Source organism: Candidatus Bathyarchaeota archaeon (assembly GCA_018396705.1).
Taxonomy (GTDB): Archaea; Thermoproteota; Bathyarchaeia; order Bathyarchaeales; family Bathycorpusculaceae; genus DRVP01.
In genome coordinates, this window is the sequence record JAGTQZ010000002.1 from 111,608 (window position 1) to 136,450 (window position 24,843).

Sequence of the window (24,843 nt, forward strand, 5' to 3'; positions counted from 1 at the left end):
AGAGTAAATAAACCTTCCTTTATATCATGAGATGTATGTTCTCCAAGTTCTCTTTGATTTTCCTCAAGAATTTAGCGGCTAAAGCTCCGTCTATCACTCTATGATCAGCGGTTAAAGATAGTGTCAACATTGGTTTTATCATAACCTGCCCAGAAACGGCCACCGGTTTTTCCACGATTCTGCCAACTCCTAATATTGCAACTTGACCTGGAAAAATTATCGGGGTGAACATGTCTACTCCAAACATTCCTAGGTTAGTGATTATAAACGTACCATTGGATACTTCGTCGATCGTCAATTTGTTTTGTCTAGCGCGTTCAATCAGGTCCTTAACAGTCGCGTTGAGTTCTCTAATATTTTCCCTTTTATCCGCGTTGTGAATTATTGGGACGACAAGTCCATAGTCCGTTGCGACGGCCAATCCAATGTTAATTTCGTCTAGTATACGTATATTTTCCTCTTCAATAGTTGCATTGAAAATTGGGAAGTCTCTTATGGCCTTAGCAACAGCCATGATGAGTAGTGTGTTATAGGATAAATCGATATTTTCCTTTTCTTTAAGTATGTTGCGGACGGCTATCATTTGTGTGGCATCTAGCTCCATGGAATAGGTTACTGGAGGAATCGTTTTATGGCTTAAAGTCATTCTTTCGGCAATTATTTTTCTGACACCTGCTAAGGGCGTGACCTTTCCTTTCCTGGCTTCAAGCTCCTTTATTGCGTTTAACACGTCTTCCTTTGTTATTCTGCCCTCTGGGCCGGTTCCCTTAATTTTTGTAATGTCAATTCCATGTTCTTCTGCAAGTTTTTTAGCAATTGGCGAGATTTTTATTCTCAAAATCTCTTTCTTTGCCTCCTCTCTAGCCTCAACTGTCGGTTCTTTTGTAACAATTTTTGGGACAACTTCTTCCACTGTGACCTCTTTAATGTAGCGCTCAATGTCGGCAGCATTATCCCCAGGCTCCATGATAACTGCAATAGGTTTTCCTACGGGTACTTCTGCATTCACCGGTGCCAATATTTTATATAATACACCGCTAGTTGGGGCGTTGATTTCATAAGTAACTTTTTGGGTCATTATACTTACTACACGTTCGCCCTCTTGGACGTTTTCGCCCTCTTTTTTAAACCATTCTACAATGGTCCCGCTATCCATTGCTAAATCAAGTTTAGGCATTATCACAGTTTTCATTTTAAAAGCTACCTCTCGAAAAGTTCTCTTACAGCTTTTATTATATCATTTTCATTCGGGATTGTTATTTGCTCTAATGTTGGGGCGGCGGGTGCTGGAATATGTGGGGCAGCAACCCTCTTTATTGGAGCGTCCAGATAGTCAAATGCTTCCTCCATGACCATGCTAGCGATCTCGGCACCAACTCCACAAGTTTTTACACCACTTTCTGCGACTACAAGGCGATTAGTTTTCATTACAGACTTGATTATGGTCTCTTTATCAAGGGGCACAAGCGTCCGAGGGTCTACAACTTCGGCATTAATGTTTAACTCTTTTAATTTTTCAGCTGCTGAAAGTGCGCGGGGCACCATTGTGGACACCGCAACTATCGTGACGTCTGTTCCTTCCTTCTTCACATCAGCTTTTCCCAATGGCACCGTATATTCCTCCGTAGGCACGAACCCCTTAGTGCGGTAAAGAAGGAACGACTCGAAAAACATTATTGGGCATTCCTCTCGTATTGAACTCTTTAATAGGCCTTTTGCGTCATAGGGAGTTGCTGGCGCAACAACTTTCAGACCGGGTACATTCATGAACCAAGCCAAAGGAACTTGCGAATGGTCACTTCCTACGCCTCTTCCCTGTCCAATCATTGCTCTTATTACAAGCGGGACTTTTAACTGTCCGCCTGTTGAATAACGTAGTTTGGCAGCAACATTTACTATTTGGTTCATGCAACAAAGCAAAAAGTCCGCGTACATCACTTCTACTACTGGTTTTAGGCCTGTCGCAGCTGCCCCTATGGCCGCTCCAACAAATCCGTCCTCGGAAATCGGTGTATCCCTGACTCTTTCTGGTCCAAATTCCTTCATTAACTCTGCTGTGACCAAAAAGAGGCCACCGCGCCCGGAATATCCTAATTGGACATCTTCGCCTAGTATTATAACGCGCTCGTCTCTACGCATTTCTTCTCTTAACGCCTCATTTAAAGCTTCAACATAAGTTATTTCCCTCATATCACCACCATTAGTATACATATTCTGCTACCTGGTCCGGAGATGGGTATGGACTTTCTTCTGCAAATTTTATGGCCTCTTTAACCCTTGCCTCTACTTCACCCTCTATCCGTTGGAGACTCTCCTCACTAAGTATCCTGTTAGCAATCAAGTAGCTCCTCAATCTGTTTATTGGACATTTCTTCTTCCACTCGTCAATTTCCTCTATGGATCTATAAGCAACTCCCGGGTCGGTCGTTCCATGACCAACCGTTCTATAAGTTTTACATTCAATTAGAGTAGGACCACCGCCGTTTCTTGCTCTTTGAATAGCTTCACGCGCCGCATTATATATTGCGATTACATCGTTTCCGTCGACAGTGATTCCAGGAATATTATATCCACGCGCTCTTTCCGAAATATTCTCTACAGACGTTGACTTTTTAATATGCACCGAAATGGCGTACATATTATTTTCGCATACAAAAATTACGGGCAACTTCCATATAGCTGCTAGATTTAACGCCTCATGAAAGTCCCCGGTATTTGATGCACCGTCTCCGAAGAAACTTACGGCAACCTGATTAGTTCTACGTAATTTTATTGATAGTCCCACTCCCACTGCTAACGGTAAACCTGTTCCTACTATGGGACAGGAATACAATAAGCCCTTATTGATGTATGCAACTCTCATGGAACCACCTCTGCCTTTGCAACAACCGCTTTCTTTCCCTAGAATTTCAGCTGCAAGTTTGTCTAATGGTACTCCTTTCGCAATTGCAATTCCATGGCCTCGATGGGTGCCGATTGCATAGTCATCGTCTTTCAAATTAGCGCACACTCCTACCGCAACACCCTCTTGGCCTATGGAGAGATGCACCAGTCCAGGTACAAGTCCTTTCCCGTATTCTTCGCCTATTTTTTCCTCAAATCGACGTATTTCAAGCATTTTTGTGTACATCCATGTTAAAAGATTATGATTCAAACTTTCCAAATGCTCACTCCCATTTGATTATGAAATAGAGGAAAATAAAAAGGAGAGGATGGGGGCTTTACGATTTTGAAGGACGCGATACTTTAACATTGCTTAGACGCTCATACATAGCTGCTAGTGCGCAATAATCAAGTGACTTCATTCCATTGGCTATTGCAGTATTATAAAGCTGCTCGATGAGACTGCCTAATGGGACACATGCACCAACTTCCCTTGCCATTTCAACAGCCAATCGGGTGTCCTTGGCAGCAAGTTCTAACGTGAAAGCTGGGGTCCAGTCTCCATCTATAACTTTTTTTCCCTTAGTTTCGGTTATATACGTCTTGAAAATGCTGTTGTTCCATATTTCAACTATCAAAGCTGGGTCAAGCCCTGCCTTTGCTCCAAATGTGATGCTCTCAGCGAAAGCACCTGTTATTATATGCAGGTGTAAATTCATGGTTAGTTTCATGGCGCATCCGCTTCCAGTATCACCTATATACCATATTTTTTTGCCCATGGTTTCTAGTATTGGCTTAACTTTGTCGACAACTTCTTTTTTGCCAGCAGCAAGTATCGTTAAAGTTCCCTCTGTTGCCGGTTTAACGCTACCTATGACGGGGGCGTCTACGAATTCTCCACCTTTCGCTCTTACAACTTCAGCTAGGTTTTTAACAACGCTTGGCAGGTTTGTACTCATGTCTATTACAATGCTTCCCTTTTTAAGCCCGTCAATAATCCCTAAGTTTTGAAGGTCTCCCCTACCCAACATTACATCTTCTGTAGCGGAGGGTGTCGCCAGCATACATATTACAATGTCTGATTTTTCCGCTAATTCCTTTGGATTTTTTGCCGGTTTGGCTCCAAGCTTGACATGTTCTTCAATTTTTTTCGGGGTTCTATTCCATACAATGAGGGGATATCCATTTTTTAGAATGTTTTTCGCCATCGGGCCGCCCATTAATCCTATTCCAGCAAAGCCGACTACCGGTTTTTCACTCATTTCTTTCACCTCTAAGTTATGGGGCAGGATATTAATTCTTCAGCTGGGAATTTAAATAGTCTTTCGCAACCAGTATCTGTCACGACAACTTCCTCTTCGATTCTTGCAGCGCCTCTTCCATCCTTGGAAGGACACCAAGTCTCAAGAGCGAAAACCATACCTTTCTGAATTTTAAATGGACGTTCTAATGAGAATAGCCTTGAAATAACTGGTTTTTCCCAAATGCTTAATCCAACCCCATGGCCAAATTGAAGCAGGAAGGCCTCTTCCTCGTTTTTAAACCCGAGTTCCTCGGCAGAAGGCCAACATCGTGCAATATCCGCTGTAGTCGCTCCAGGCTTAACCGCATCTATAGAAGCTTTTAGCCACGCCCAAGCCTTCTCATAAGCTTCAATCTGCGCCTTTGTTGGCTCACCTACAACAAAAGTTCTATAGTAGCAGGTGCGGTAGCCATTGTATGAATGCATTATGTCAAGGTATACCATGTCGCCTGGCCTAATTATTCTATCAGCGAACACATGAGGGTGAGGCGCCCCCCTCGGGCCCGAGACAACGTTTACGCATTCCACTAAGTCTGATCCAAGGGTATAAAGAACATTGTTGACCAAGGCGACTAACTCATTCTCTCTAACTCCTGGTACGAGATTCCTTGCTACTTCAGCATAAGCTGCATCCACCATAGATGCTGCTATGCCCAGCAATTCAATTTCATCCTTTGTCTTAATAATTCTGGCATCAAGCATTGCCTGCTGGCCGTCAACGACCTTAATTCCCCGTTTAGTTAAAGCTTCTATCAAAGGGATCTCTATTATGTCCACACCCAATGGCAAATCTGCAATCTTATATTTCTTTAAAACATCCACTATGCTATCTGCGACTTTTTCTATCATGCCTACTTCCGGAGGAATGGATCCTCTCATGGACCCTACTGCTGGGAAAACTCTATCAGCGATCCATGGACAAGTTTTTCTTTTCGCTGGTGCAGCAGGATCAAAGAGTATTGGATCAGAATCTAATGGTAGTATTACATATCTTTGCATTTTATTTCTAGCCCATTCCCCCACGTGTGTACTGGTAATGTAGCGTATATTATCGAAGTCGAAGCAGAGCAACGCTCCGAGGTTATGGGCTTTAAGTTGCTCTTTTGCTCTTTCTAACCGTTCTTTCCGTAGGCGGTCGTAGTTAACTCTTTCTTCAAAATCCACTCCCATCACTCCAAAACTCATTTCTCTCTCCCCTCTCAATATCTTCAAGTTTGAGAAAAATCAGAACGCTTACCGCTTAAAAGATTTTTGGTATTATCCTCTTAAAGTATTGAACTATCATAAAAAGGGGGAAGGATTAACAGAGAAGCGGTGTCAATTAATGCCTATTTCTTCTCTTTTAATCTGCTGGGTGCAAACAACACGACCATTCGCAGCGTTTCACCGCCTACTGTTAAGTTCTCATGTTTCGCACCAGCAGGCATCCATATAAACATTCCAGGTTCTAACGTGTACTCCTTTCCCTCTATCACCCATTTACCTCTTCCTGAAAGTACAAAGAAGGCATGTTCTGAAACTGGATGAACGTCAAGTTCAGCGACAGCGCCGGGTCTCATCTCAGTTATGAAGACTTCCATGTTCTCAGTTCTTATAAGGGGAAACGACGAAGAGTTCGTATGTTTTGGCGGCTCTATGGGTTTAACTTCGGACACTTTGACTACTACCGGCTCCTTTTTTGTCCACCATTCTAAGCCTGGTGGCGGGTATGGTTTAGATACCGTGGACATGCTCTACCACCTTCTCTGAGAAAGGCCATGTAAGAGATTTAAGGTATATAAAATTTTGTTTCCATCAAGTCCTACTTAATGTTTATTTGTCACCGGATTTTGTCCGGGTGCTTGATAGGTATCTTAATAAGGTATCGTATGTTCGAGTTTTGCGTAACAACCCTATTATGCCCGGCGGTGTTACCGTGATTACTATGACAAGCAATATACCTAAAATGAGGGGACTGTATTGGGCGTATCCGGGCAGTATCTGTTCCAGCAAAACGACTATTGCTGTCCCCACAATCGGACCTTCCTCCGTGCTGATACCTCCTATAATGACTGCCATGAGCATTACATTTAACCATGTAATGCTAAATGCGCCTTTTGGTTCAATGTGGCCTTGAAAGAAATAGAAGACACATGAAGCTAAACCCGTGAAAAATGTGGCTATTAAAAACGAATATAACTTGCATCTAAACACGTTTATGCCGCATGTTGCGGCTGCCTTTTCGTTATCGCGGATCGCCATGAGACCTGCCCCTAGTTTTGATTTTAAGATAAATCGCATAAGTAGTATAGACACTATTCCAACTGCAAGGGCCAGGTAATAAAGACTCGTTGGAGAAAGTCCGCTTACGATTCCAAAACCTGCGCCTCCACCCACAGGAGCCCCTGGAACGGGGATAGGCCTCCACCAGTTGAACCAAACTCTGCATATTTCATTCAGCAGAAGAGTTCCTATGGAGAAATAGAGGCCCCTCATTCTAAAGAGGGGAATGGAAAGAATTGCTGCAAACAAGGTGGCGACTACACATGCCGCTAATGTGGCGAGGTATAAAGGTATATTATAGAACCACAATAACATTGCCACGGTGTACCCTGCAATGCCCATAAATGCAGGTTGACCTAAAGAAACAAGTCCGGAATAACCGGCTAACAGATTCCACATGTTTGCAAGAGCCAGATAAACAAAGAACACAAAAAGAACGTGAAGAACATACCATCTGACGCCTATCACTGGTAAGAGAGCCATTATTATAACTACGACAGCTAACAGCGAATATCCAACATTTAATTTAAATTGCTTGGCCTTCATTCTTTGACACCAAATATTCCTTGCGGTCTAATCGCTAACATTATGAATATCACGATAAAACCTGCAAAAGTTTGGAGGCCCACGCCGAGAAAATAGGAGCCCAAAGTTTGAGATAATCCAAGAACAATGCCGCCAATAAAAGTTCCTGCCATGCTTCCCAATCCGCCTATTACCACGACACCGAAGGCGATGAAGAGGTATGTAAATGATGAGGCGGGATTAAATGGAAATGTTAACCCAAGAAACACGCCGGCAATAGAGGCGAAAAACAACGAAATACCGAGGGTTAACGCGTACACGTGATCGATACGCATTCCCATTAGCTTGGCAGCTACTGGGTCCTGTGATGCACAACGGATTGATAAGCCTACATAGGTTCTATTTAGTAGCCAATGAAGCACTAACATCGCTATGAAAGATGCTATGAAGTCTAGCACATATATAAGTGGAATGCTGTATGGACCTATTTTTAGGCCTTCAATGGCGTAAGGAGTTACCAACGATTTGAAGTATGGAGAAAAAATTTGTTGAAATAGATTTGCAAGAATTATTGATATCCCGTAAGTTATTAAGAGTGAAGGCTCAGCTCCTAATCGGTAGGCCCTATTTATCAAGAACTTTTGAGCGATATAACCAACAACAAATAATGTAGGGGCTATTAAGACTATGGCAATAATGGGATCCAGTCCCAAAACGGTTAGTAACACCAGTCCCATATAACTGCCAAATATAACAAAGGCGCCATGGGCTAAGTTGACCATTTTCATGACGCCAAATACCAACGAAAGACCTAACCCGATTACGGCGTATAGCCCTCCTAGAAGAATACCGTTAATTATTGGTGGAATTAAGCTTTCAGAGATCATGCTTAAACACCGAAGTAAGCTGATTTTATCTCCTCTTCATCCTTTAGATCTTTTGACTTTCCACTTAAGACTATCTCGCCACTTTTTAGGATGTATGCTCTATGGGAGACTTTTAGACTTTGCCTTATGTTCTGTTCAACTACCAGCACAGTAGTGCCCTCTGAATTTATTTTTTTAATGGCATCGTATAGTTTGAGCGTGACGATGGGTGACAGGCCGAGAGAAATTTCATCGAGGAGTAGGAGCTTTGGATTAGACATTAATGCACGTCCTATTGCAAGCATTTGTTGCTCCCCACCGCTTAGTGTACCAGCAAGCTGTTTATTTCTCTCCTTGAGTATTGGAAATAGATCATATACTTTTTTTAACATTTGTTCTTTTTGATTTCTTGCCCTTGAAATATATGCCCCTGCAATAAGGTTTTCATACACAGTCAACATTGGAAAGATTCTTCGTCCCTCCGGGACTAATGAGATTCCGAGCGAAACTATTTGGGACGCATCCAGTTTATCTATTCGTTTATTATCAAAAATAATAGCTCCTTTAGCCGGATGAACTAAGCCCATTATCGCATTCAGTATGGTAGTTTTGCCCGCTCCATTGGCACCGATGAGTGATACAATTTCACCATTCTGAACGCTTAGGTTTATGTTTCTGACGGCACAAAAATCACCATAGAAAACTGAAACATCTTCAAGCTTTAGTAGCTCCTCATTCATGATGTCATTCCTCTTCAAGTTCTTTGCCAAAATAAGATTCGATTACACGTATATCTTTGATTACTTCCCTGGGACTACCGTCAGCTATTTTTTCGCCTGAACTCATTACTATAAGTCTGTCAACGGCTTCTAATACAAGTTTCGGAATATGCTCAATTAGTATAATGGAAACACCCATCTCGTTTATCGTTTTTAGAATCTTGAGTAGTTGAGGAATTTCTGCATCCGTTAAGCCTGCTCCAACTTCGTCGACTAATAGCACCGATGGATTAGATACGAGAGCTCTAGCTAGCTCTAGGCTTTTAAGGTCTAGAAGCTTTAAACTTCCGGCGGGGAGGTCTCCTTTGTCTGAGAGGCCGATGAGATTAAGCACTTCCCATGTTTTTTTCTCAGACTCAGCTCTATTAAATCCCCCTCCATACATAGCTGCAATTAAAACATTTTGAAAAACTGTTAGACGTGAAAAAGGTTGTGGAATCTGATAGGTTCTTGCTATTCCCAGCCTACGTATTTTATATGGTGGAAACCCCGCAATATTTATCCCTTTATATTTTATTACCCCAGAATCCGGCTTGTAAACACCAGATATCAAATTAAAAACTGTTGTTTTACCCGCCCCATTTGGACCCATTAAACCTAATACTTCACCTTCATTCAAGTGAAAGGATAGGTCTTTAACAGCAATTAATCCTCCGAAACTTTTCCTAAGCCTCTGAACATCCAGAATCACGTCGCCGGTGGTCATGATTAGTCAAGCCTCTTCTTCAGTGCACTTAGGCTAGGTATTTTGACTACCCCTAATTAGGGTGTTCATTTGAAATATAAGGCTAACGGATTTCTAGAAGTGAATTGAAATGTTACACGGCTTTAAACAGTTTTAAACGTCATCAATGAGATGATTAACCATTGCCCATGCTTGGCCTTTCGAAAGTTTTAAAAGTACATTTCATCTTTAAATAAAAACAGTCTAACTTAATAAAGGTTAGATTGAGTGTGATCAGATGGTAAGTAAAAAAGTTCTTGTTGCAATCGTTGTCATTATCGCCATAATAGTGATAGCATCCGTTGTGTACATTCTAACAAGACCTACTGCAGAAGAAATTCTAATAGGTGCTACCCTAGATCTTACAGGTCCAATGGCTGCCTTTAATGCCGGTTTAACCTTTGGCCATCAAGCAGCCGTTGAGGATATCAATGCTCAAGGCGGTATTTTAGTGGGTGACAGGCGGGTAATGGTTAAATACATAGTCTATAACAATGAAGGAGATCCTTCAAAAGCTGCAACCCAAGCAGCTGACCTTATACTGAAGGATGGAGTAATCGCCTTAGTCGGTGGAGATGGGCCGCCAGTTACCTGGAATCCAATTTGTGTCCAATGTGATAAATATAAAACTCCAATAGTGGCGGGCAGTCCATGGGAACCATGGTGGGCAGGTGGACCTGCCAATAAAACGGTTCCAGGTTTCCCTGTAGCCGGTGGCTACAACTATGCGTGGAGCATCCTCTTTAGAATAGCAGCGGCTCCAGGTACACAAACCGGGCATCCGTGGCTTGAAGGTAAAAAGGGATATAGACTTGCAGATGCCGCTGTGGGTATAACTAAACTGTTTGAAGACAAGTATACGATGAACCCCCCGAGAGTTGCGATATTAGCATGTGATGATGCTGATGGGCGAGGCTGGTACGAAACATTCCCGAAAGTTGTAAAGGAGGAGTTAGGTTACATCCCTTGGAGAACACCTGTAGATACAGGGGAAACCCTTGGTTTATACCCGCCTGGGACAACAGATTTTACAGGTATAATAGAGGAATGGAAAAGAGCCAATTGTGAGATACTTTGGGCGAACCTTCCGGGAATAGACTTCGGAACAGTTGTAAAGCAGATGGCACAGTTGGGTTATACTCCGAAATTGGGATGGATAGCCAGAGGTGCTATGTTCTATGAAGAGGTGGCCGCTTGGGGAGGAGACTTGCCGTTGGGTTGGTTATCCGAAATCAAGTGGGACCCAACTTATGACCCAGCAACGCATCGTGGTATAGGCGAAACAACTGCTTGGTCCTTACATGAAAGATGGTCTCAGGCTAAGGGCACTCCTGTGGAGGTTACCCAATACTGTTATACTACGGGCTTTGGATACGCGGCAATGCAAATTTTATTTGACGCAATTTCAAGGGCTGGAAAATTAGATAAGGACGCTATTAATGATGCAATAGCTGAAACTGACATGTACACGATCGTTGGGCGCGTCAAATTTTCAAAGCTGTCACATGACTCACCACGGCCAGTTGTCGTTGGTCAATGGCAAAAAGTAGATAAGCCTTGGAAATGGGAAATGCGCATAGTCTATTCAACAGTCCCGGAGATTAAAACAAACGGCGAAATAATATTCCCAATACCTCCAAAGTAAAATATCCCTCTTTCTTTCTATTATTTTAACTTCTATGTTAAGCGAAATGTTTTAAAAACAAGGCTGATAAATTTCGTTATCATGACAAAAATATACGGATATGCCGGAAAAGTTCTCAGGGTGGACTTAACCAACAAAAAGATAGTGATTGAAATTCTGAGAAATGAACTAATAACCCGCTACATAGGTGGTAAGGGCTTTGGAGCAAAGATTCTATGTGAAGGGCTGAAACCGGAAATTGACGCATATGATCCAGCTAACATGCTTATTTTTGCAACTGGACCTGCAAATGGTGCAATTTTATCTGGGGCCTCAAGACTATGCGCAATTTTTAAGTCGCCTTTGACTGGAATTTGGGGAGAATCGCAATGTGGCGGTTACTTCGCTCCAGAACTCAAACACGCTGGTTATGACATGATCATAATCCAGGGTGTATCAGACAAACCAGTGTATTTGAAAATCGAGGATGAACAAGTTAGTTTACATGATGCGGCACATCTATGGGGAAAGGATACATTCGAAACGGAGGAAATAATAAGAAAAGACCATGACTCAAAATTCCAAGTACTTTCAATAGGGCCGGCTGGCGAAAATTTAGTAAGATATGCTTGCATTACCCATGGCAAAGGCAGACAGTTTGGGAGATGTGGTGCTGGGGCTATAATGGGCTCCAAAAAGCTTAAAGCAATCGCTGTTAAAGGTGGTGGAACTGTAGAGATAGCGAAACCGGAAAAACTTGACGAGTTCAGAAGTGAATTAAACGAGAAGATTAGCGAACGCTTGAAATTATTGAGAAATTATGGAACGCCTGCCATGATGATGTTGACAAACACCACTGGAACTTTACCGACAAGATATTGGACGGAAGGAGAATTTGAGGGAGCTGAAAAAATTGGTGCTGAAACATTGAAAAAGCTTTTTTATAAACAGAGCAAAACGTGTTTTGCATGTGCCGTTGCATGTGGCAAAGTATCTGTTTTCTCAAAAGGTTCCACAATTTCAGAAGTTGAAGGCCCAGAGTATGAGACGCTTTTTGCTTTCGGGTCGCTTTGTGGAAATGACAATTTAGAGTCCATTTTAGAATGCAATGAAGTATGCGATAGACTTGGAATGGATACAATTTCAGCTGGAAACGTGGTGGCGTTTGCCATGAAATGTTACGAAGAGGGCATTATAACATCACAAGACACTGATGGAATAAACCTAACTTTTGGAAACAGTGAGGCACTCGTCAACATTCTGAAAAAAATAGCATATAGGGAAGGATTCGGCAACGTGCTTGCAGAAGGTGTTAGAAAAGCTGCGAAAATTATTGGTAAAAATTCTGAAGAAGTTGCTATACATGTTAAAGGTTTAGAACCGCCAGGATATGATCCAAGGGGTTTAAAAGGTGTCGCCCTTGCTTATGCCATATCCTGTAGAGGAGCTTGTCATCTCCGTCACATGGTATATAGACCGAACCTAACTGGAGAGAAGCCGTTTGAACGGGGAAAGGTTGATAGAATGTCATATCAGGGACAAGCAGAAATTGTGAAAGAGCTTGAAGACTTTTACACGATAACTGACTGTATGGTACTATGCAGATTTGTGTGTCTACCAACCATTGGGCCGATACTATGGGATGAGTTGACAAAACTTTACTCGATATTAACCGGGATAGAAATCAAAAAAGGAGAATTTGTGAATATTTCCTCGCACATAAACAACATGATAAGACAGTTTAATGTAAGAGCTGGTCTAGAAGTGAATCAGGATACACTGCCAAAGAGATTCTTTGAAGAGAAACTCAAAACAGGTAACTCAAAAGGCGAAATAGTTCATTTGAGTGAGTTTGAAAAAATGCTTGACGAATATTACGCGTTAAGAGGGTGGAAGTGAAAGTTGACGTCTAATGTTAGCAGTATTCTAAGAAATTGAAGAATAATAGCCACTCTTATTTTTCTCCGCCATTAATACGCGGTAGCCGCTTCCCCTTGCCAAAACCGTGCAGTTCCCGAAGGTTTCATGGAATATTTGTTGAAGTCTTTTTCCACCTATCTTGGACTTCACAACAAGTTGTAATGTTCCCTTTTCAACCATATGTTTCGGCGCTTCTGTTATTATGGCTTTTACTGTGGTTAGTCCGGCGCTTACCGGAGGGTTTGAGAGGATGCAGTTGAACATTGTGTCTTTAACTGGCTCATAGAGGCGTCCTTTTTTAACTTCAACGTTGTGAACATTGTTTAGTTCAATGTTTCGTCTCGCAAGTTTCACAGCTCGTTCGTTAACGTCCACCATAATCACATGCAGTTTTGGGTTGAATGCTGCAGCTGCGATTCCGATGACACCATAGCCGCATCCCACATCCAACACGTAGCCCTTTTCAGGGAGAATCATGGTTTCTATCAATAGTTTTGTACCTAAATCCACGCGTTTTTTAGAGAATACTCCGGAAGCTGTTAGAAACTTGAAAGTTTTTCCCCTTAAATAGGCTTGTATAAGTCCATATCGTGGTTTCACTTTGGGGCTTGCTGAAAAATAATGGTCTACTGTGCCTTTTTTGTTAAACATCAGATTTCGCCGCTTTTCCAGCATCTTGGATATGTGCCTCTTGGCATTAAAACACGTTTAACCTTTGCGACAACACCGTGTTCCATGCTTAGAATTTCCTCGGTGGAAGCTTGGGCTTCTGCAAGGGCGACCGCCTCGTCTTTTAATGTGAAAATTGCCACCGTAGAACCTGCAGCAATACCCGATTCTATAGATAAAACTCCGGGAGCAGTTAGGTTTGCCCCATGGCAGATAGCATCCACAGCGGAATCCCGAATATATATTTTTGGAATAAATGCTAAGGCTTTTTCCATAGGTTGAATAAACTTTTTTAGAATAGCGTCGTCTCTGTTTTCCCGCCACTGCATAAACCAGTACGCTACCTCATGTAGCGTTACAAGCCCCTCCTCTTCGACGAAAGGACCTGCCCTTGTCCTGCGGAGTTCTTGCATGTGGGCTCCGCAACCTAAAACTTCACCTATGTCATGGCACAATTTGCGAATATACGTGCCTCCTTCACAGCCAACCTTGAAAAGTACGTTACGACCTTCCATTTCAAGGAAGTCTATATAATAAATTTTTCTTGTCCGCAATTGACGCTTTACAGAGGCCCTTAACGGTGGACGTTGATAAATGGTGTCTTCAAACTCTTCTAGGACGGCTTTTACACGGTTTTCAGGCACATCGCCATGAATTTTCATTACGCAGACGTATTCTTTACCGCTTAGGAGTAGCGCTTGCACTATCTTTCTTGACTCTTCTAAGGTTATTGGGAGAACACCGGTCACGTTGGGATTTCCCTAAGCCTTTTACCTAGGATGGGCCTCTAGGGTCCCACCGTGGCCGATGTTTTCTACATCGAGGATGCGTTTAACCCATGCGGCTACCTCATGGCTTGTTGGGCCTGCAGGCTTGTCCAAGTTTATAACGCCAAATTTTATGTAGTCCTTTGCCGGACGTTCTTCGGGTTTGCAGCCATATTTTGGATCTGTTTCGCCTTCGGCTTTAACTAAGAGTTTGCGTTCAATCATCCATGGAGCAACACTTCTAGGCATGTTAAGTAGGGCACCTCTAAATTTAAAAAGCGGTGGACGAACTTAATAACAGTTGTTAAGCTTGGACTAAAGCGGGTTTTACTGGTTTAGCCATCGTCTCCAATAAACCTTTCGTCTTCAACGCTTCAACAACTTCCTCGTCAGAAGCACCGCGTTTGATGTCAATTTTATCAGCTAAAGGCTCCAGATGATTTATGTTTGCCCTCCGTCTCCTAACACCAGTAACGTTTTTCGGGCCAGTAACAAGCACGAAGTTTTTATCTATAATGTCGACTATTACGCATTTTCTGCCTGCTTCCCTACCAGACACTTTAACACATATTCTGCCAACCTCAATTGCTGGCAAAGCAGTCCCTCCCTTTTCTAGGCATAAACATAACGCTAATATTTATAATTTCAGCTTCCATAAACATTAAATATCATTGAAATTTTAGCTTAACAAAATGGTTCACGTCAAGAACTTTTCCACAACATTGTAGAGGGTGCTGGTTCCGAACACAAGATTATTTATAGATATACGTTCATCTATGCCGTGCACCATTCTGAGGATTTCGCCGTACGGCAAATCTGATAAAGTTGGCTGAAAACCGTAGCATACTGTCCCCATCTTTCTGAAGAACTTGGAGTCTGTTCCACCGGTCAGCAATATCGGAGCTACCGCACACTTAGAATCGAATTCCTTCAAGGTTTCCACTATACACCTATATAGAGGTGTGTTTGTAGGCGACTCTGAAGGCTCATTAGCCTGAATATCCTCAAATTCAAGTTTGTCCAAGTCCATGTCTGCCAGAAGCCCTTTTATACATTTTAATGCTTCAACCGTGGTCTGTCCCGGTAGAATTCTACAATCGAAGACTGCTTCGCATTCAGATGGAATTATGTTTTCTTTAACACCCCCATGAATGATTGTGGGGGCTATAGTCATCCTTAACATAGCGCGGAGCTCTTCAGCCATAGCCTTATCTTTCTTGGCTAACTTATCTAAGACTTCATCAGCCTTCGTCGGATTTTGAACCAAAAGTCTAAGCTTTTTCCCCATCTCTTTGTTTTCCTCAGCCATGACCGCCAAAAACTCCTTAACGGTTGGTGTAAGCACCATCTCTGCACAATAATTGCCAAGCTTGTCCACAACTTTACTCATTCGCAATATCGCGTTGTCAGCAGCTCCCGGCACCGAACCATGCCCAGGTCTGCCCTTAGCCTTGACTTTAAACCATAAAATGCCTTTTTCAGCCGTTTGAATTGTGAAAATGTTTTTGCCATCCACCGGGATTGCTTGTCCACCCCCCTCGTTTATTACATAGTCTGCCCTAACTTTTTCCGGATATTTTTGGACAAGCCAGCCTGCACCATATTCTCCACCTTTTTCTTCATCAGCTGTCGCTGCCAGTATAACGTCACCCTTAAGTCTGACGCCGTTACGTTTCAGAAGCTTCATAACCATGACTTCCATGGCTGTCATGGACTTCATATCCATGGCGCCTCTGCCCCAGACAAAGCCGTCCTTAACTAGTCCAGAGAAGGGGTCGACGCTCCACTCTTTCGGGTTTGCAGCCACCACGTCTAAATGGGAAAGTAAAAGTAAGCTCGGCTTTTCGCCAGTGCCCTTTAACCGAGTGATCACGTTTCCTCTACCGGGGGCGGATTCCAAAATTTCGCATTTGAAACCATCCCTTTCAAGAGTTTCAGCCAAAAACTTGGCTGCTTTAGTTTCATTTCCTGGCGGGTTTGTGGTGTTAATCTTTATCAAATCGCTCAAGAGAGTTGTAACCTCTTCTTCAATTTCTTTCAAAAGCCTCACGCCCATATTTTTCACCTGTTTTAAGCCTAATCTATGAAGAACCCTAGGCAATTTAATACTTTACAATCAACGGGGTGAGCGGAAGGCACTAGTGATTCCTTCGCGCAACTCTCTATATTTCTTTCAACTGTTTCCTTCTTCTGGTAAAGATGGTGACAAAATTATATCCTACTTCCTTCACTAGGCTTAAGGCTTTGTCAAAGTCCCTTCCTATGTTCTCTGGTGTGTGGGCATCTGAGCCAAAGGTTATTTGAACACCCTCATCATAGCATATTTTTAGAAATTGCTTGTTGGGATATATTTCTTTACAAGGATAGCGCAACCCACTTGTATTCACTTCAATGCATACATCATTCTCTTTGAAAACTTTCGCCGTCGCAATATACAAGTCAGTGATGTCTTTTTTCGGTTTATATCCAAACTTCTTTATTAAATCTGGATGCCCTATAACGTCGAAGATTTTAGATTCTGCGCAAGCCTGAACCGCCACAAAATACTTCTCATAGAGCGTTGCAAGATCCCATTTTTGATATTCCATAATATATTTAGGATTGTCAAATGCCCAATTCCCCATAAAATGCACAGATCCTATGACGTAGTCGAAGGGAAGGCCTTTTAATGCTTCTCTAATTTCATCCTCAAGTTCAGGAATGAAGTCTACCTCAACTCCAATCTTTAGCTTAATTAGGCCCATAACTTTCCCCTTGGCATCATCTACCTTTTTCATATAATCCGATATTTTCTCGTAATTTGGTGGAGGATCCAGCTTATCTCTGAGTTTCTGGGGAGCAAAATGATCAGAAATTCCAATTTCTTCCAGTTTTTTGCCGGCTGCAATTTTTACACAATCTGAAATTTCACCTTTAGCATCGCCAGATAAAAATGTGTGAATATGATAGTCTATGGACGTTGTTAACCACCTCCATGGATAAGCGTGAGCGAGGAATAAAACTGTTCTTTCGGGGTTAATGCTTTGCCTTGCACATTCAACATGTCAGGTGAAAGGCACCGACAACCCGTTTACCAGTCTTTAAAAGCTCATTGAAGGTCTTGCAAGCTTCCCGTGTAGGTTGAGCTATGAGTTTTATTCCATGCTCTTTTAAAACCTTTTCAACTTCTGGCAAAATTTTTACAAGTCCAGAATAACCAGTGCCAACCACCAACACTTCTGGAGGAGGTGTTTGACTTAAAATCTCTTTCAAGTCTTCCACACAGATTTCGTGGCCTTCTCTCCTCCACCATCCGCTAAAAACCCTTTCAGGAAAAATTATGAGGTCACTCGTGTAACGTTTACCATCAACAACCATCGCTCCAAACTCATAGGACGTAATCAACGCCTTCACCAAAAACCTTAGTTAAAAGTTAAAATATTAAAGCCTAGTGCTAAACACGTTCATGGTTTATTCGCAGCGGAGACCGCTGCTTGTCGAATGTTGACAAACCATAGAATTAAGCAAAATTGTTTAAGTGGTGAAACTGCAGTTGGGGGCATTTCTATTTTTATCCATCTTTAACCACATTGAAATGTCGGAGGAAACACAGAAATACTGAGAGGACGTTTCTGCATCCTGATAAACGATGAAGCATTTAGCAACCGTTTGTCCCCGAGACTGTTATGATAGCTGCTTTATGCAAGTTGCCGTGGATGATAGCGGTAAGCCTATGAAGGTTATCGGAGACAAAGACAATCCTATTACCCAAGGTTTTCTATGCCCACGCGGAGTCATGGATATAAAAAGAACTTATAGCAGCCAACGGGTACTCTACCCTTACAGACGGTTAAATGGTAAACCTGAAGGCACCTTCAAAAGAATTTCATGGAGTGAGGCGCTCCAGATTCTAGTCGAAAAAATAAGATATATCTCGAATCAATTTGGGCCTGACCAAATTCTGCTCTTGCATTACTGTGGAAACATGGGTTTATTTACGCTGTATTTGCCTCAGCGGTTGTTTTATGCGCTGGGTTCAAGCATGACCGACCTCAGCATTTGCAGTGAGGCGGGGCATGAAGCGTTGGCGCTTCATTACGGGCTTTCCTATGGTGTTGACCCGGAAGAACTTCCAAGAATGAAATTGATTGTTTATTGGGGCTTTAACGCCGCGGTAAGCGCCCCACATCTCCATTCACTTTCTTTAAAAGCTAGGAAAAATGGTGCGAATATTATTGTGATAGATCCAAGGAAAACTGAAACGGCTAAAACAGCTGATTTCTGGATCCAGCCAAAGCCTGCAAGCGACGTTGCGCTGGCTTACGGAGTTATCAAACATTTAATTGATAAAGACCTTGTAGACTTTGATTTCATTCAAAAGTACACCTATGGCTTCTCCGACTTGAAGCGCGAAGTTTCAAAGTTGAGTGTTAACTCCATTGAGGAGTACACCGGAGTTAAATGGAGCCAGATAATCCAGTTGGCCGAGTTGTACGCTAGTTGTAAGCCTAACGTAACCATGATTGGTATAGGCCTTCAGAAAAGCATCAACGGTGCTGAGGCTGTTAGGGCGATTTCGCTTATACCCGCATTGGTAGGAATACATAGAGGTTTCTACTACACGAACAGCAAGGGGTGGAACATAGATCTCCCCTACCTAACCGGCAAAGGCTTAACCACCAAGAAAATCAGGGTAGTAAGTCAAGTAGCTCTTGGCAAGCATTTAGAGAGAGGCGAATTCAAACTTGTCTACATTTATAACATGAATCCAGCTGAAACCTTGCCAAACCAGCAGACGGTGCGAAGGGGCCTTTCAAGAGACGATGTATTTGTAGTTGTCCATGATACGCATTGGACAGCCACAGCTAAATATGCAGATCTGGTTTTACCCGCACCCACATTTTTAGAAAAAGAAGATATAGTTCTCTCATATAGCCATAGGTATGTCCGAAAATCTAACGCGATCATTCAACCGCTCGGAGAAAGCCGAAGTGAGCTCTGGGTTACAAGCAAACTGGCTAAAATGTTAAATCTCAATGATAAATGGTTATATGAGGATCCTTGGAAGGCGGCTGAAAAAGCCCTAAAGGATGCCTTTGAGAATGGAAGCTTCGATGACTTAAAAAATGGGGAGACTTTAAAGCTTAAGTTTAAGCCTATGAACCTATATCAAACCCCAACGGGTAAAATAGAATTTTACGCTACAAAGGCAAAAGAATTAAATTTGACACCATTACCACGGCTTCAACCCGATGCAACGGGAGAGTTAACCTTGCTAAACACCGCCATCAGTAAATATACAAACTCTCAGTTCCAAGACGTTTACGGACCTAAACCACCAATAGTGCTCATGAACCCGGCAGACGCAGAAGCTTACAACATAAAAGACAACGATATCATTGAATTATACAACGAATTTGGCAGCATCAAATTGAAGGCAATAATCTCAATGTTAATGCCTAAAAACGTATTGTGGATGCCAAGGGAGGGAGACGATGTAGACGGCAAACCCAGAAACCTCATAATAACTGACGAAACCCAAAAGCTAGCCGGAGGACCCACCTTCAATTCAACAAAAGTTAAAATTTCAAAAGCGAAACTGACCAGAGAATCCTAAAATAATCGAAAATGCTATAAAGAATATTTATGTTATTTTGATAAACCTCCCGACACCTTTCTTTAACGCTTTTTCGTAGGCAATCTTTGCAGTAACAGCATCCTGCACTGCCAAACCTGTTGAAGTGAAAACCGTGATCTCGTTGGGGTTTTCTCTTCCAGGTTTTAAACCGGCGACAACCTCACCTATTTCAGCCCAAACATCATCTTTTGTAATTAGTCCTCGGCTTAGCGGAACGTTTATTTCTCCACTGTGAGAGGCTTGCTCCCAATCATCCACAACTATCTTGGACCTTTTAAGAATTGAGGGATCCAACTCTTGTTTTCCAGGAGCATCTGCACCTATGCAGTTAAAGTGGGTTCCCGGAGAAACCATATTGTTCATGACTATAGGCTGCCTAGAGGGCGTCGTCGTTACAACAATGTCGGAGCCTTCTACAGCCTCCTTTACGCCAGCTACCGGGATAAGTTTGGGTAAATGCACGCATAATTCATTAATTTCAGTTAGAAATCTCTCCACTGTCTCCTTACTTCTACTCCAAATCCTAACCTCCTCAATGTTTTTGAAAACTTCAAGAAGCGCTGCCAGTTGAGTTCGTGCTTGGGCACCAGCCCCAATTAATGCCAAAACCTTGGAATCCTTTCTTGCAAGATATTTGGCAGCTATTCCGCCTGCAGCACCAGTTCTCAAGTCTGTTATGGCTTTGCCGCCCATGATAGCAAGTGGAAAACCATTTTTAGGATCAACTAGTATCACAACAGCCATCACAGTTGGAAGGCCATACCTATCCTTGTTGTTAGGATGAACGTTAACCACTTTGACCGCTGAAATGTCTAATTCTTCAAGGTACGAGGGCATAGCTCTCAAGTCACCCTCATACCTAGTGTAAAAAAGGTATGTTTTAGTTGGCATTTGAACCCTCTTTAGACCCTTCTCTCTAAAGGCAACCTCAACCATTTCCATAACTTCTCTAACAGAAATCAGCGCCTTAACTTCCTCGTCCGTTAACACAAGAGTTTCCATAACACGACCCTCAACCAACTTTATCGACGTTCAAGATTTTGAATTATTTTAATATTTAAAACTTTCAAATTGATACGATAGCTGACGATGAAATAATTCAATGTCGTTATGAGTCTATGGCTACCGGTGCCTAAACTTTGCTTATAGAAACTTTTATATGAAATTGATCTAAAAGACTCTTAGGATTGGTGGATATGTCAAGACTATTTTTTGCTACGGACATTCATGGATCAGAAAGGTGTTTCCGGAAGTTCATTAACGCTGGACGCTTCTATAAAGCAGATGTTCTTATACTTGGTGGTGACCTAACTGGGAAGGCAATTATTCCAATTGTTCATCAGCCTGATGGAACTTACGTTTCGCATTTTATTGGTACAAAATATGTATTAAAAAATCCCAAAGAGCTCAATGATTTTGAAGATAGAGTTCGCGGAGCTGGTTATTATCCTTGTGTTCTAACACCAGAAGAATCAGAGAGGATAGCTAGTGATAAATCAGTGTTGGGGACCTTGTTTAAGCGTTTAATTATTGAAACTCTTGAAAGATGGATCGCGCTCTGCAAGGAACATCTGCGAGGTACAAATGTAAAAGTGTTTGTTACGGGAGGAAATGACGATGAACCCATGGTGGAGGACCTCCTCAAAAAAACAGAAGATGATAATATTGTTTACTGCGAGGGAAAAGTTGTATGGGTTGACGACTCTCACGAAATGATTAGCACCGGATATAGTAATCTCACACCTTTTGAATGCCCAAGAGATGTACCTGAGGAAGTTCTTGCAAAAAAGATTGAGGAAGTAGTGTCAAAAGTTGAAAACATGGAAAACTGTATTTTCAATATGCATTGTCCTCCTTACGGGTCCGGTCTCGATTTAGCACCGGAGCTAGATAAAAATCTTAAACCAGTCATCATCGGTGGAAAATATAACTTTATTCCGTGTGGCAGTACCGCCGTTATGAACGCTATTAAACATTATCAGCCTCTTTTGGGGTTGCATGGGCACATTCATGAATCCCCTGGAGCCGTAAAAATCGGTAGAACTCTATGCATAAACCCTGGAAGCGAATACACTGAAGGAATTTTAAAAGGAACCGTTGTGAACTTAGATAAAAAAGGAATAAAAGGTTATATTTTGACTTCCGGGTGAAACGCAGAGAATAAAGCTTAAATATCCATTCCAAAAATATCCGAGGATTCGAGGGCTTATTTATGACTGAGGAAAAACGTGTCTACGTCAGAAAAGCTTCTGGTCTTGTGAGGGCGATAGGAGCCTTTGGAGCACTGGCTGTTTGCATAGGTGCAGTAAGTCCCGGGAGTGGACGGTTTTTAGCTCTGATAGGCGCCATATCTTGGCCTGGTCTAATTGTTCCTCTATGGCTGCTCATAGGCGCTGTTATGTGCTTTTTCCATGCAATGCTATATGCACAAATAGGAGGAGCTATGCCTAGATCCGGTGGTGATTATGTCTTCGTAAATAGGGTTATCCATCCAGTCATAGGGTTTATGATGAGCTTCACGTTTATGGTGACTATGGCCTTCACTATTGGAGGAGCTGTTGTACCTGATGTTGTTTTTAGAGGCATAGGCTTCGGTGCATGGTCATTAGGAGTTGTGACAAATAATCCCGGCTTAGTTTCTTGGGGGATAGAGATTTCCAATTCACCAACATGGTGGTTTATTATAGGCACAATTGCCATGGTTATAGCCCTATTAATAATGGTGGCGCCAACAAAAGTTTGGCTGCGAATTTACGAAGTTGCTTTAATACTTTCAATAATAACTGCGATAGCCATGGGGATTATTTTTGCCTTAAATTCTCATGTAGATTTTGTAGCCGCTTGGAATCGCTTACTGCCGAATGTGGCATACAGTACCTTCATCTCAACTGCTGAGAATCTTGGATGCCCTATAGGGGTTCCAAGTGATATAGCGGCCACAATTTCCGGCGCTGTTTTGGCATTTTGGATATATTTAGGCTATCAATATGCTGTAAATTTTGCTGGAGAAATTAAAGAGGCTACAAAAAGTATACCGATAGCAGTCATCGGCTCGCTTATTCTCGCCTTATTCGCACATGAAATTGTGTACTTTTTCGCCGTCCCTGTTGTAACAGACGATTTTCTGCGGGCCGCAGGGTGGCTGTTTTATGTTGAGCGCGGTGCATTACCAATAGGCTTTACTGGCGTGGACTTTGCTTCGTTCCTTCTGTTTCCTAATCCTGTATGGGTTATACTTGTTTCTGGGACAACTGTTCTAACAATCGTGGCATTTTGGATGACGGCAATGCTTACATTCAGCAGAACCATGTTCGCATGGAGTTTCGACAGAATACTTCCATCAAAAGCAGCTTATGTCACCGCAAGGACCCGCACTCCTCTGATCTCAATGATCGTTGGCTTTGTTATTATAGAACTGGGAGTTGTGGTTGCTTGCTTTATGGGCCCTGCACTAGTTCACTTTAATTGGCTTTTCGTGGCAACGCTTATGACATGTATAGCGGCGATCGCAGGGATAGTGTTTCCATTAAAAAAGAACTTATTTGAGCTAGCTCCATCGTATGTGAAGAAGGGCAAACTTATCTCTATAATGGGGGCTATAACTCTGGGGATATTCATTTTCATGGCATACACAATTCTTGCACTACCTGCCATATATGGACCTGTAACCGAATGGACTATCGCATGGGTCGTTGGTTTAATGGCCCTCGCAGCAATAATCTACTACGCGAGTCGTTGGTATCACCTTAAAACTGAAGGTATAGATATAACACTGGCCTCAAAAGAAATACCGCCGGCATAATAAGCTAACTCCCTTTTTTATATTATTTTATTCATTCTTCATTTAGAGGGGTAGAGGTTGACATCGTTTATTACTTTATATCTAATTTCAAGCAGCTCCCAAAAGTGTATTTCCATAGGATAATGGGAATTATGTTATCTCTTCAACTTCGCGGTACCAAGGCTTGGATGTCCCTATCTTTGCTCTTTTTAGCCAATTCTTTGTTTTCGGTTTTTTGTCTATTATTTCTAGTAGTTTGTCAACTCGGTTTGTTATGATATTTTGTTCTTCATCAGTTAGCTTTTTTTCTAAATAAAACTTGTTTGCAAAGGATTTTACAGCTTTCAAGTTGCATGTGGCATCATACCAAAACCCCCAATCATCTGCCAGTACGTCTGCGATGTAATTTCCGTCAATAACTTCCTTATTTTGAGAGACGTCAACATCATGGTTTATGAAAATTACCATCAAATCAACTATATCTTTCAAGTTTATTTGATGTATCTGAATTTTTTCAAGAACCAAATCCGCTAACGATATTGTTGGATAGTCAAGTTCAAGACGCCCTTCGCCTGGACCCTTTCCAAAACAGACGTCATGGCTAAATTCAAGTTTATCAAAAAAAACATCAACTTTAAAATAGCCCACTGGATGATGATATATAAGCCTATTACTTCCAAATAACGCATTTATAATCAGATTGGGTTTGAAATTTAAAGTTTTCTCAAAAAATTGGATTACTTGCTTTCTTTGCTTTCCATAAGCCATTAAATCTAAATCGGTGAATATGGGCTTATTTTCACCAAAACGTTTGACTCTATTATAAAGATTTATCGCATTTTCATGATTGGAATGCAAATACGCTGCAAGCGCTCCCAGTATCCTCAAGACAACTTTTTTGTTAGATGCCTCTTCGACTATTTTAATTGATTCTCTTATAAATTGCTCTTCTGGCAGACATATAAACTCCATGTAACAAACCACAATTTTCAGTTGACTGATATAGTAGAGATTGCTATCGATATAAAAATTGCGACATCTTAGTTTAAAGTACTAGCACTTACAATGATGGACACGTAGTCCAACAGAGAGTAGGTTTTGTTATGTATATATATAAGTTTTA

General features: G+C 42.0%; 22 protein-coding genes and 1 pseudogene. 5 read left to right on the forward strand and 18 right to left on the reverse strand.

All coding sequences use genetic code 11. From position 1 onward, the window contains the following. Window positions 1–19: 19 nt before the first annotated feature. The 10 genes from KEJ24_01380 to KEJ24_01425 form a co-directional block, all read right to left on the reverse strand. The gene (locus KEJ24_01380) at window positions 20–1,192 is read right to left on the reverse strand and encodes a 2-oxo acid dehydrogenase subunit E2 (protein ID MBS7646479.1); all 1,173 of its coding nucleotides are present in this window, start codon (window positions 1,190–1,192) and stop codon (window positions 20–22) included. Between the two features lie 8 nt (window positions 1,193–1,200). Beyond that, window positions 1,201–2,190 carry an alpha-ketoacid dehydrogenase subunit beta gene (locus tag KEJ24_01385; protein ID MBS7646480.1) on the reverse strand — a complete coding sequence of 330 codons (990 nt, stop codon included), beginning with the start codon at window positions 2,188–2,190 and terminating at the stop codon, window positions 1,201–1,203. Window positions 2,191–2,200: 10 nt separating this feature from the next. Next, complete coding sequence (locus KEJ24_01390) at window positions 2,201–3,130, reverse strand: thiamine pyrophosphate-dependent dehydrogenase E1 component subunit alpha (GenBank protein MBS7646481.1); 930 nt, start codon at window positions 3,128–3,130, stop codon at window positions 2,201–2,203. Between the two features lie 91 nt (window positions 3,131–3,221). Next, window positions 3,222–4,145 carry an NAD(P)-dependent oxidoreductase gene (locus KEJ24_01395; GenBank protein MBS7646482.1) on the reverse strand — a complete coding sequence of 308 codons (924 nt, stop codon included), beginning with the start codon at window positions 4,143–4,145 and terminating at the stop codon, window positions 3,222–3,224. A gap of 11 nt (window positions 4,146–4,156) precedes the next feature. Further along, window positions 4,157–5,371: an aminopeptidase P family protein gene (locus KEJ24_01400; protein MBS7646483.1), complete on the reverse strand. Its 1,215-nt coding sequence runs from the start codon at window positions 5,369–5,371 to the stop codon at window positions 4,157–4,159. Between the two features lie 143 nt (window positions 5,372–5,514). Then, the gene (locus tag KEJ24_01405; GenBank protein MBS7646484.1) at window positions 5,515–5,916 is read right to left on the reverse strand and encodes a cupin domain-containing protein; all 402 of its coding nucleotides are present in this window, start codon (window positions 5,914–5,916) and stop codon (window positions 5,515–5,517) included. Window positions 5,917–5,998: 82 nt separating this feature from the next. Then, window positions 5,999–6,994, reverse strand: a complete 996-nt coding sequence (locus KEJ24_01410) for a branched-chain amino acid ABC transporter permease (protein ID MBS7646485.1) — start codon at window positions 6,992–6,994, stop codon at window positions 5,999–6,001. After that, on the reverse strand, window positions 6,991–7,860 hold the full coding sequence (locus tag KEJ24_01415) for a branched-chain amino acid ABC transporter permease (GenBank protein MBS7646486.1): 870 nt from the start codon (window positions 7,858–7,860) through the stop codon (window positions 6,991–6,993). The genes KEJ24_01410 and KEJ24_01415 overlap by 4 nt, the downstream gene beginning before the upstream one ends. 2 nt (window positions 7,861–7,862) lie before the next feature. Continuing rightward, window positions 7,863–8,579, reverse strand: coding sequence for an ABC transporter ATP-binding protein (locus KEJ24_01420; GenBank protein MBS7646487.1), 717 nt, complete (start codon window positions 8,577–8,579; stop codon window positions 7,863–7,865). 4 nt (window positions 8,580–8,583) lie between these two features. Beyond that, window positions 8,584–9,324, reverse strand: a complete 741-nt coding sequence (locus KEJ24_01425) for an ABC transporter ATP-binding protein (protein ID MBS7646488.1) — start codon at window positions 9,322–9,324, stop codon at window positions 8,584–8,586. 256 nt (window positions 9,325–9,580) lie between these two features. Here KEJ24_01425 and KEJ24_01430 point away from each other — a divergent pair, with 256 nt between their 5' ends. After that, window positions 9,581–10,987: an ABC transporter substrate-binding protein gene (locus KEJ24_01430; protein ID MBS7646489.1), complete on the forward strand. Its 1,407-nt coding sequence runs from the start codon at window positions 9,581–9,583 to the stop codon at window positions 10,985–10,987. Window positions 10,988–11,068: 81 nt separating this feature from the next. Continuing rightward, complete coding sequence (locus KEJ24_01435; protein MBS7646490.1) at window positions 11,069–12,865, forward strand: aldehyde ferredoxin oxidoreductase family protein; 1,797 nt, start codon at window positions 11,069–11,071, stop codon at window positions 12,863–12,865. A 27-nt stretch (window positions 12,866–12,892) separates the two neighbouring features. On the opposite strand, the gene KEJ24_01440 is transcribed toward KEJ24_01435, so the two are convergent. From KEJ24_01440 to KEJ24_01465, 6 genes and pseudogenes are all read right to left on the reverse strand, one after another. Continuing rightward, window positions 12,893–13,537 carry a class I SAM-dependent methyltransferase gene (locus KEJ24_01440; protein MBS7646491.1) on the reverse strand — a complete coding sequence of 215 codons (645 nt, stop codon included), beginning with the start codon at window positions 13,535–13,537 and terminating at the stop codon, window positions 12,893–12,895. Beyond that, a pseudogene (locus KEJ24_01445) lies at window positions 13,537–14,571 on the reverse strand (RNA-guided pseudouridylation complex pseudouridine synthase subunit Cbf5). The gene KEJ24_01440 and the pseudogene KEJ24_01445 overlap by 1 nt, the downstream one beginning before the upstream one ends. 55 nt (window positions 14,572–14,626) lie before the next feature. Beyond that, window positions 14,627–14,917, reverse strand: a complete 291-nt coding sequence (locus KEJ24_01450) for a 50S ribosomal protein L14e (GenBank protein MBS7646492.1) — start codon at window positions 14,915–14,917, stop codon at window positions 14,627–14,629. 102 nt (window positions 14,918–15,019) lie between these two features. Then, window positions 15,020–16,378 carry a M20/M25/M40 family metallo-hydrolase gene (locus tag KEJ24_01455; GenBank protein MBS7646493.1) on the reverse strand — a complete coding sequence of 453 codons (1,359 nt, stop codon included), beginning with the start codon at window positions 16,376–16,378 and terminating at the stop codon, window positions 15,020–15,022. Between the two features lie 106 nt (window positions 16,379–16,484). Next, window positions 16,485–17,342 (reverse strand): histidinol-phosphatase HisJ family protein, encoded by an 858-nt coding sequence (locus KEJ24_01460; GenBank protein MBS7646494.1) that lies wholly within the window; start codon window positions 17,340–17,342, stop codon window positions 16,485–16,487. 16 nt (window positions 17,343–17,358) lie between these two features. After that, window positions 17,359–17,706, reverse strand: a complete 348-nt coding sequence (locus tag KEJ24_01465; GenBank protein ID MBS7646495.1) for an Mth938-like domain-containing protein — start codon at window positions 17,704–17,706, stop codon at window positions 17,359–17,361. A gap of 244 nt (window positions 17,707–17,950) precedes the next feature. Here KEJ24_01465 and KEJ24_01470 point away from each other — a divergent pair, with 244 nt between their 5' ends. Beyond that, the gene (locus KEJ24_01470) at window positions 17,951–19,918 is read left to right on the forward strand and encodes a molybdopterin-dependent oxidoreductase (protein MBS7646496.1); all 1,968 of its coding nucleotides are present in this window, start codon (window positions 17,951–17,953) and stop codon (window positions 19,916–19,918) included. A gap of 27 nt (window positions 19,919–19,945) precedes the next feature. Here the strand turns inward: KEJ24_01470 and KEJ24_01475 are convergent, their stop codons facing one another. After that, window positions 19,946–20,941 (reverse strand): alanine dehydrogenase, encoded by a 996-nt coding sequence (locus tag KEJ24_01475; protein MBS7646497.1) that lies wholly within the window; start codon window positions 20,939–20,941, stop codon window positions 19,946–19,948. A gap of 194 nt (window positions 20,942–21,135) precedes the next feature. Here KEJ24_01475 and KEJ24_01480 point away from each other — a divergent pair, with 194 nt between their 5' ends. Then, window positions 21,136–22,089: a metallophosphoesterase gene (locus KEJ24_01480; protein ID MBS7646498.1), complete on the forward strand. Its 954-nt coding sequence runs from the start codon at window positions 21,136–21,138 to the stop codon at window positions 22,087–22,089. Window positions 22,090–22,151: 62 nt separating this feature from the next. Continuing rightward, on the forward strand, window positions 22,152–23,741 hold the full coding sequence (locus KEJ24_01485) for an APC family permease (protein MBS7646499.1): 1,590 nt from the start codon (window positions 22,152–22,154) through the stop codon (window positions 23,739–23,741). Window positions 23,742–23,870: 129 nt separating this feature from the next. Here KEJ24_01485 and KEJ24_01490 read toward each other — a convergent pair whose 3' ends face one another. Then, entirely contained in the window at window positions 23,871–24,692 is an 822-nt protein-coding gene (locus KEJ24_01490; GenBank protein MBS7646500.1) for a hypothetical protein, read from the reverse strand. Window positions 24,693–24,843 lie beyond the last annotated feature (151 nt).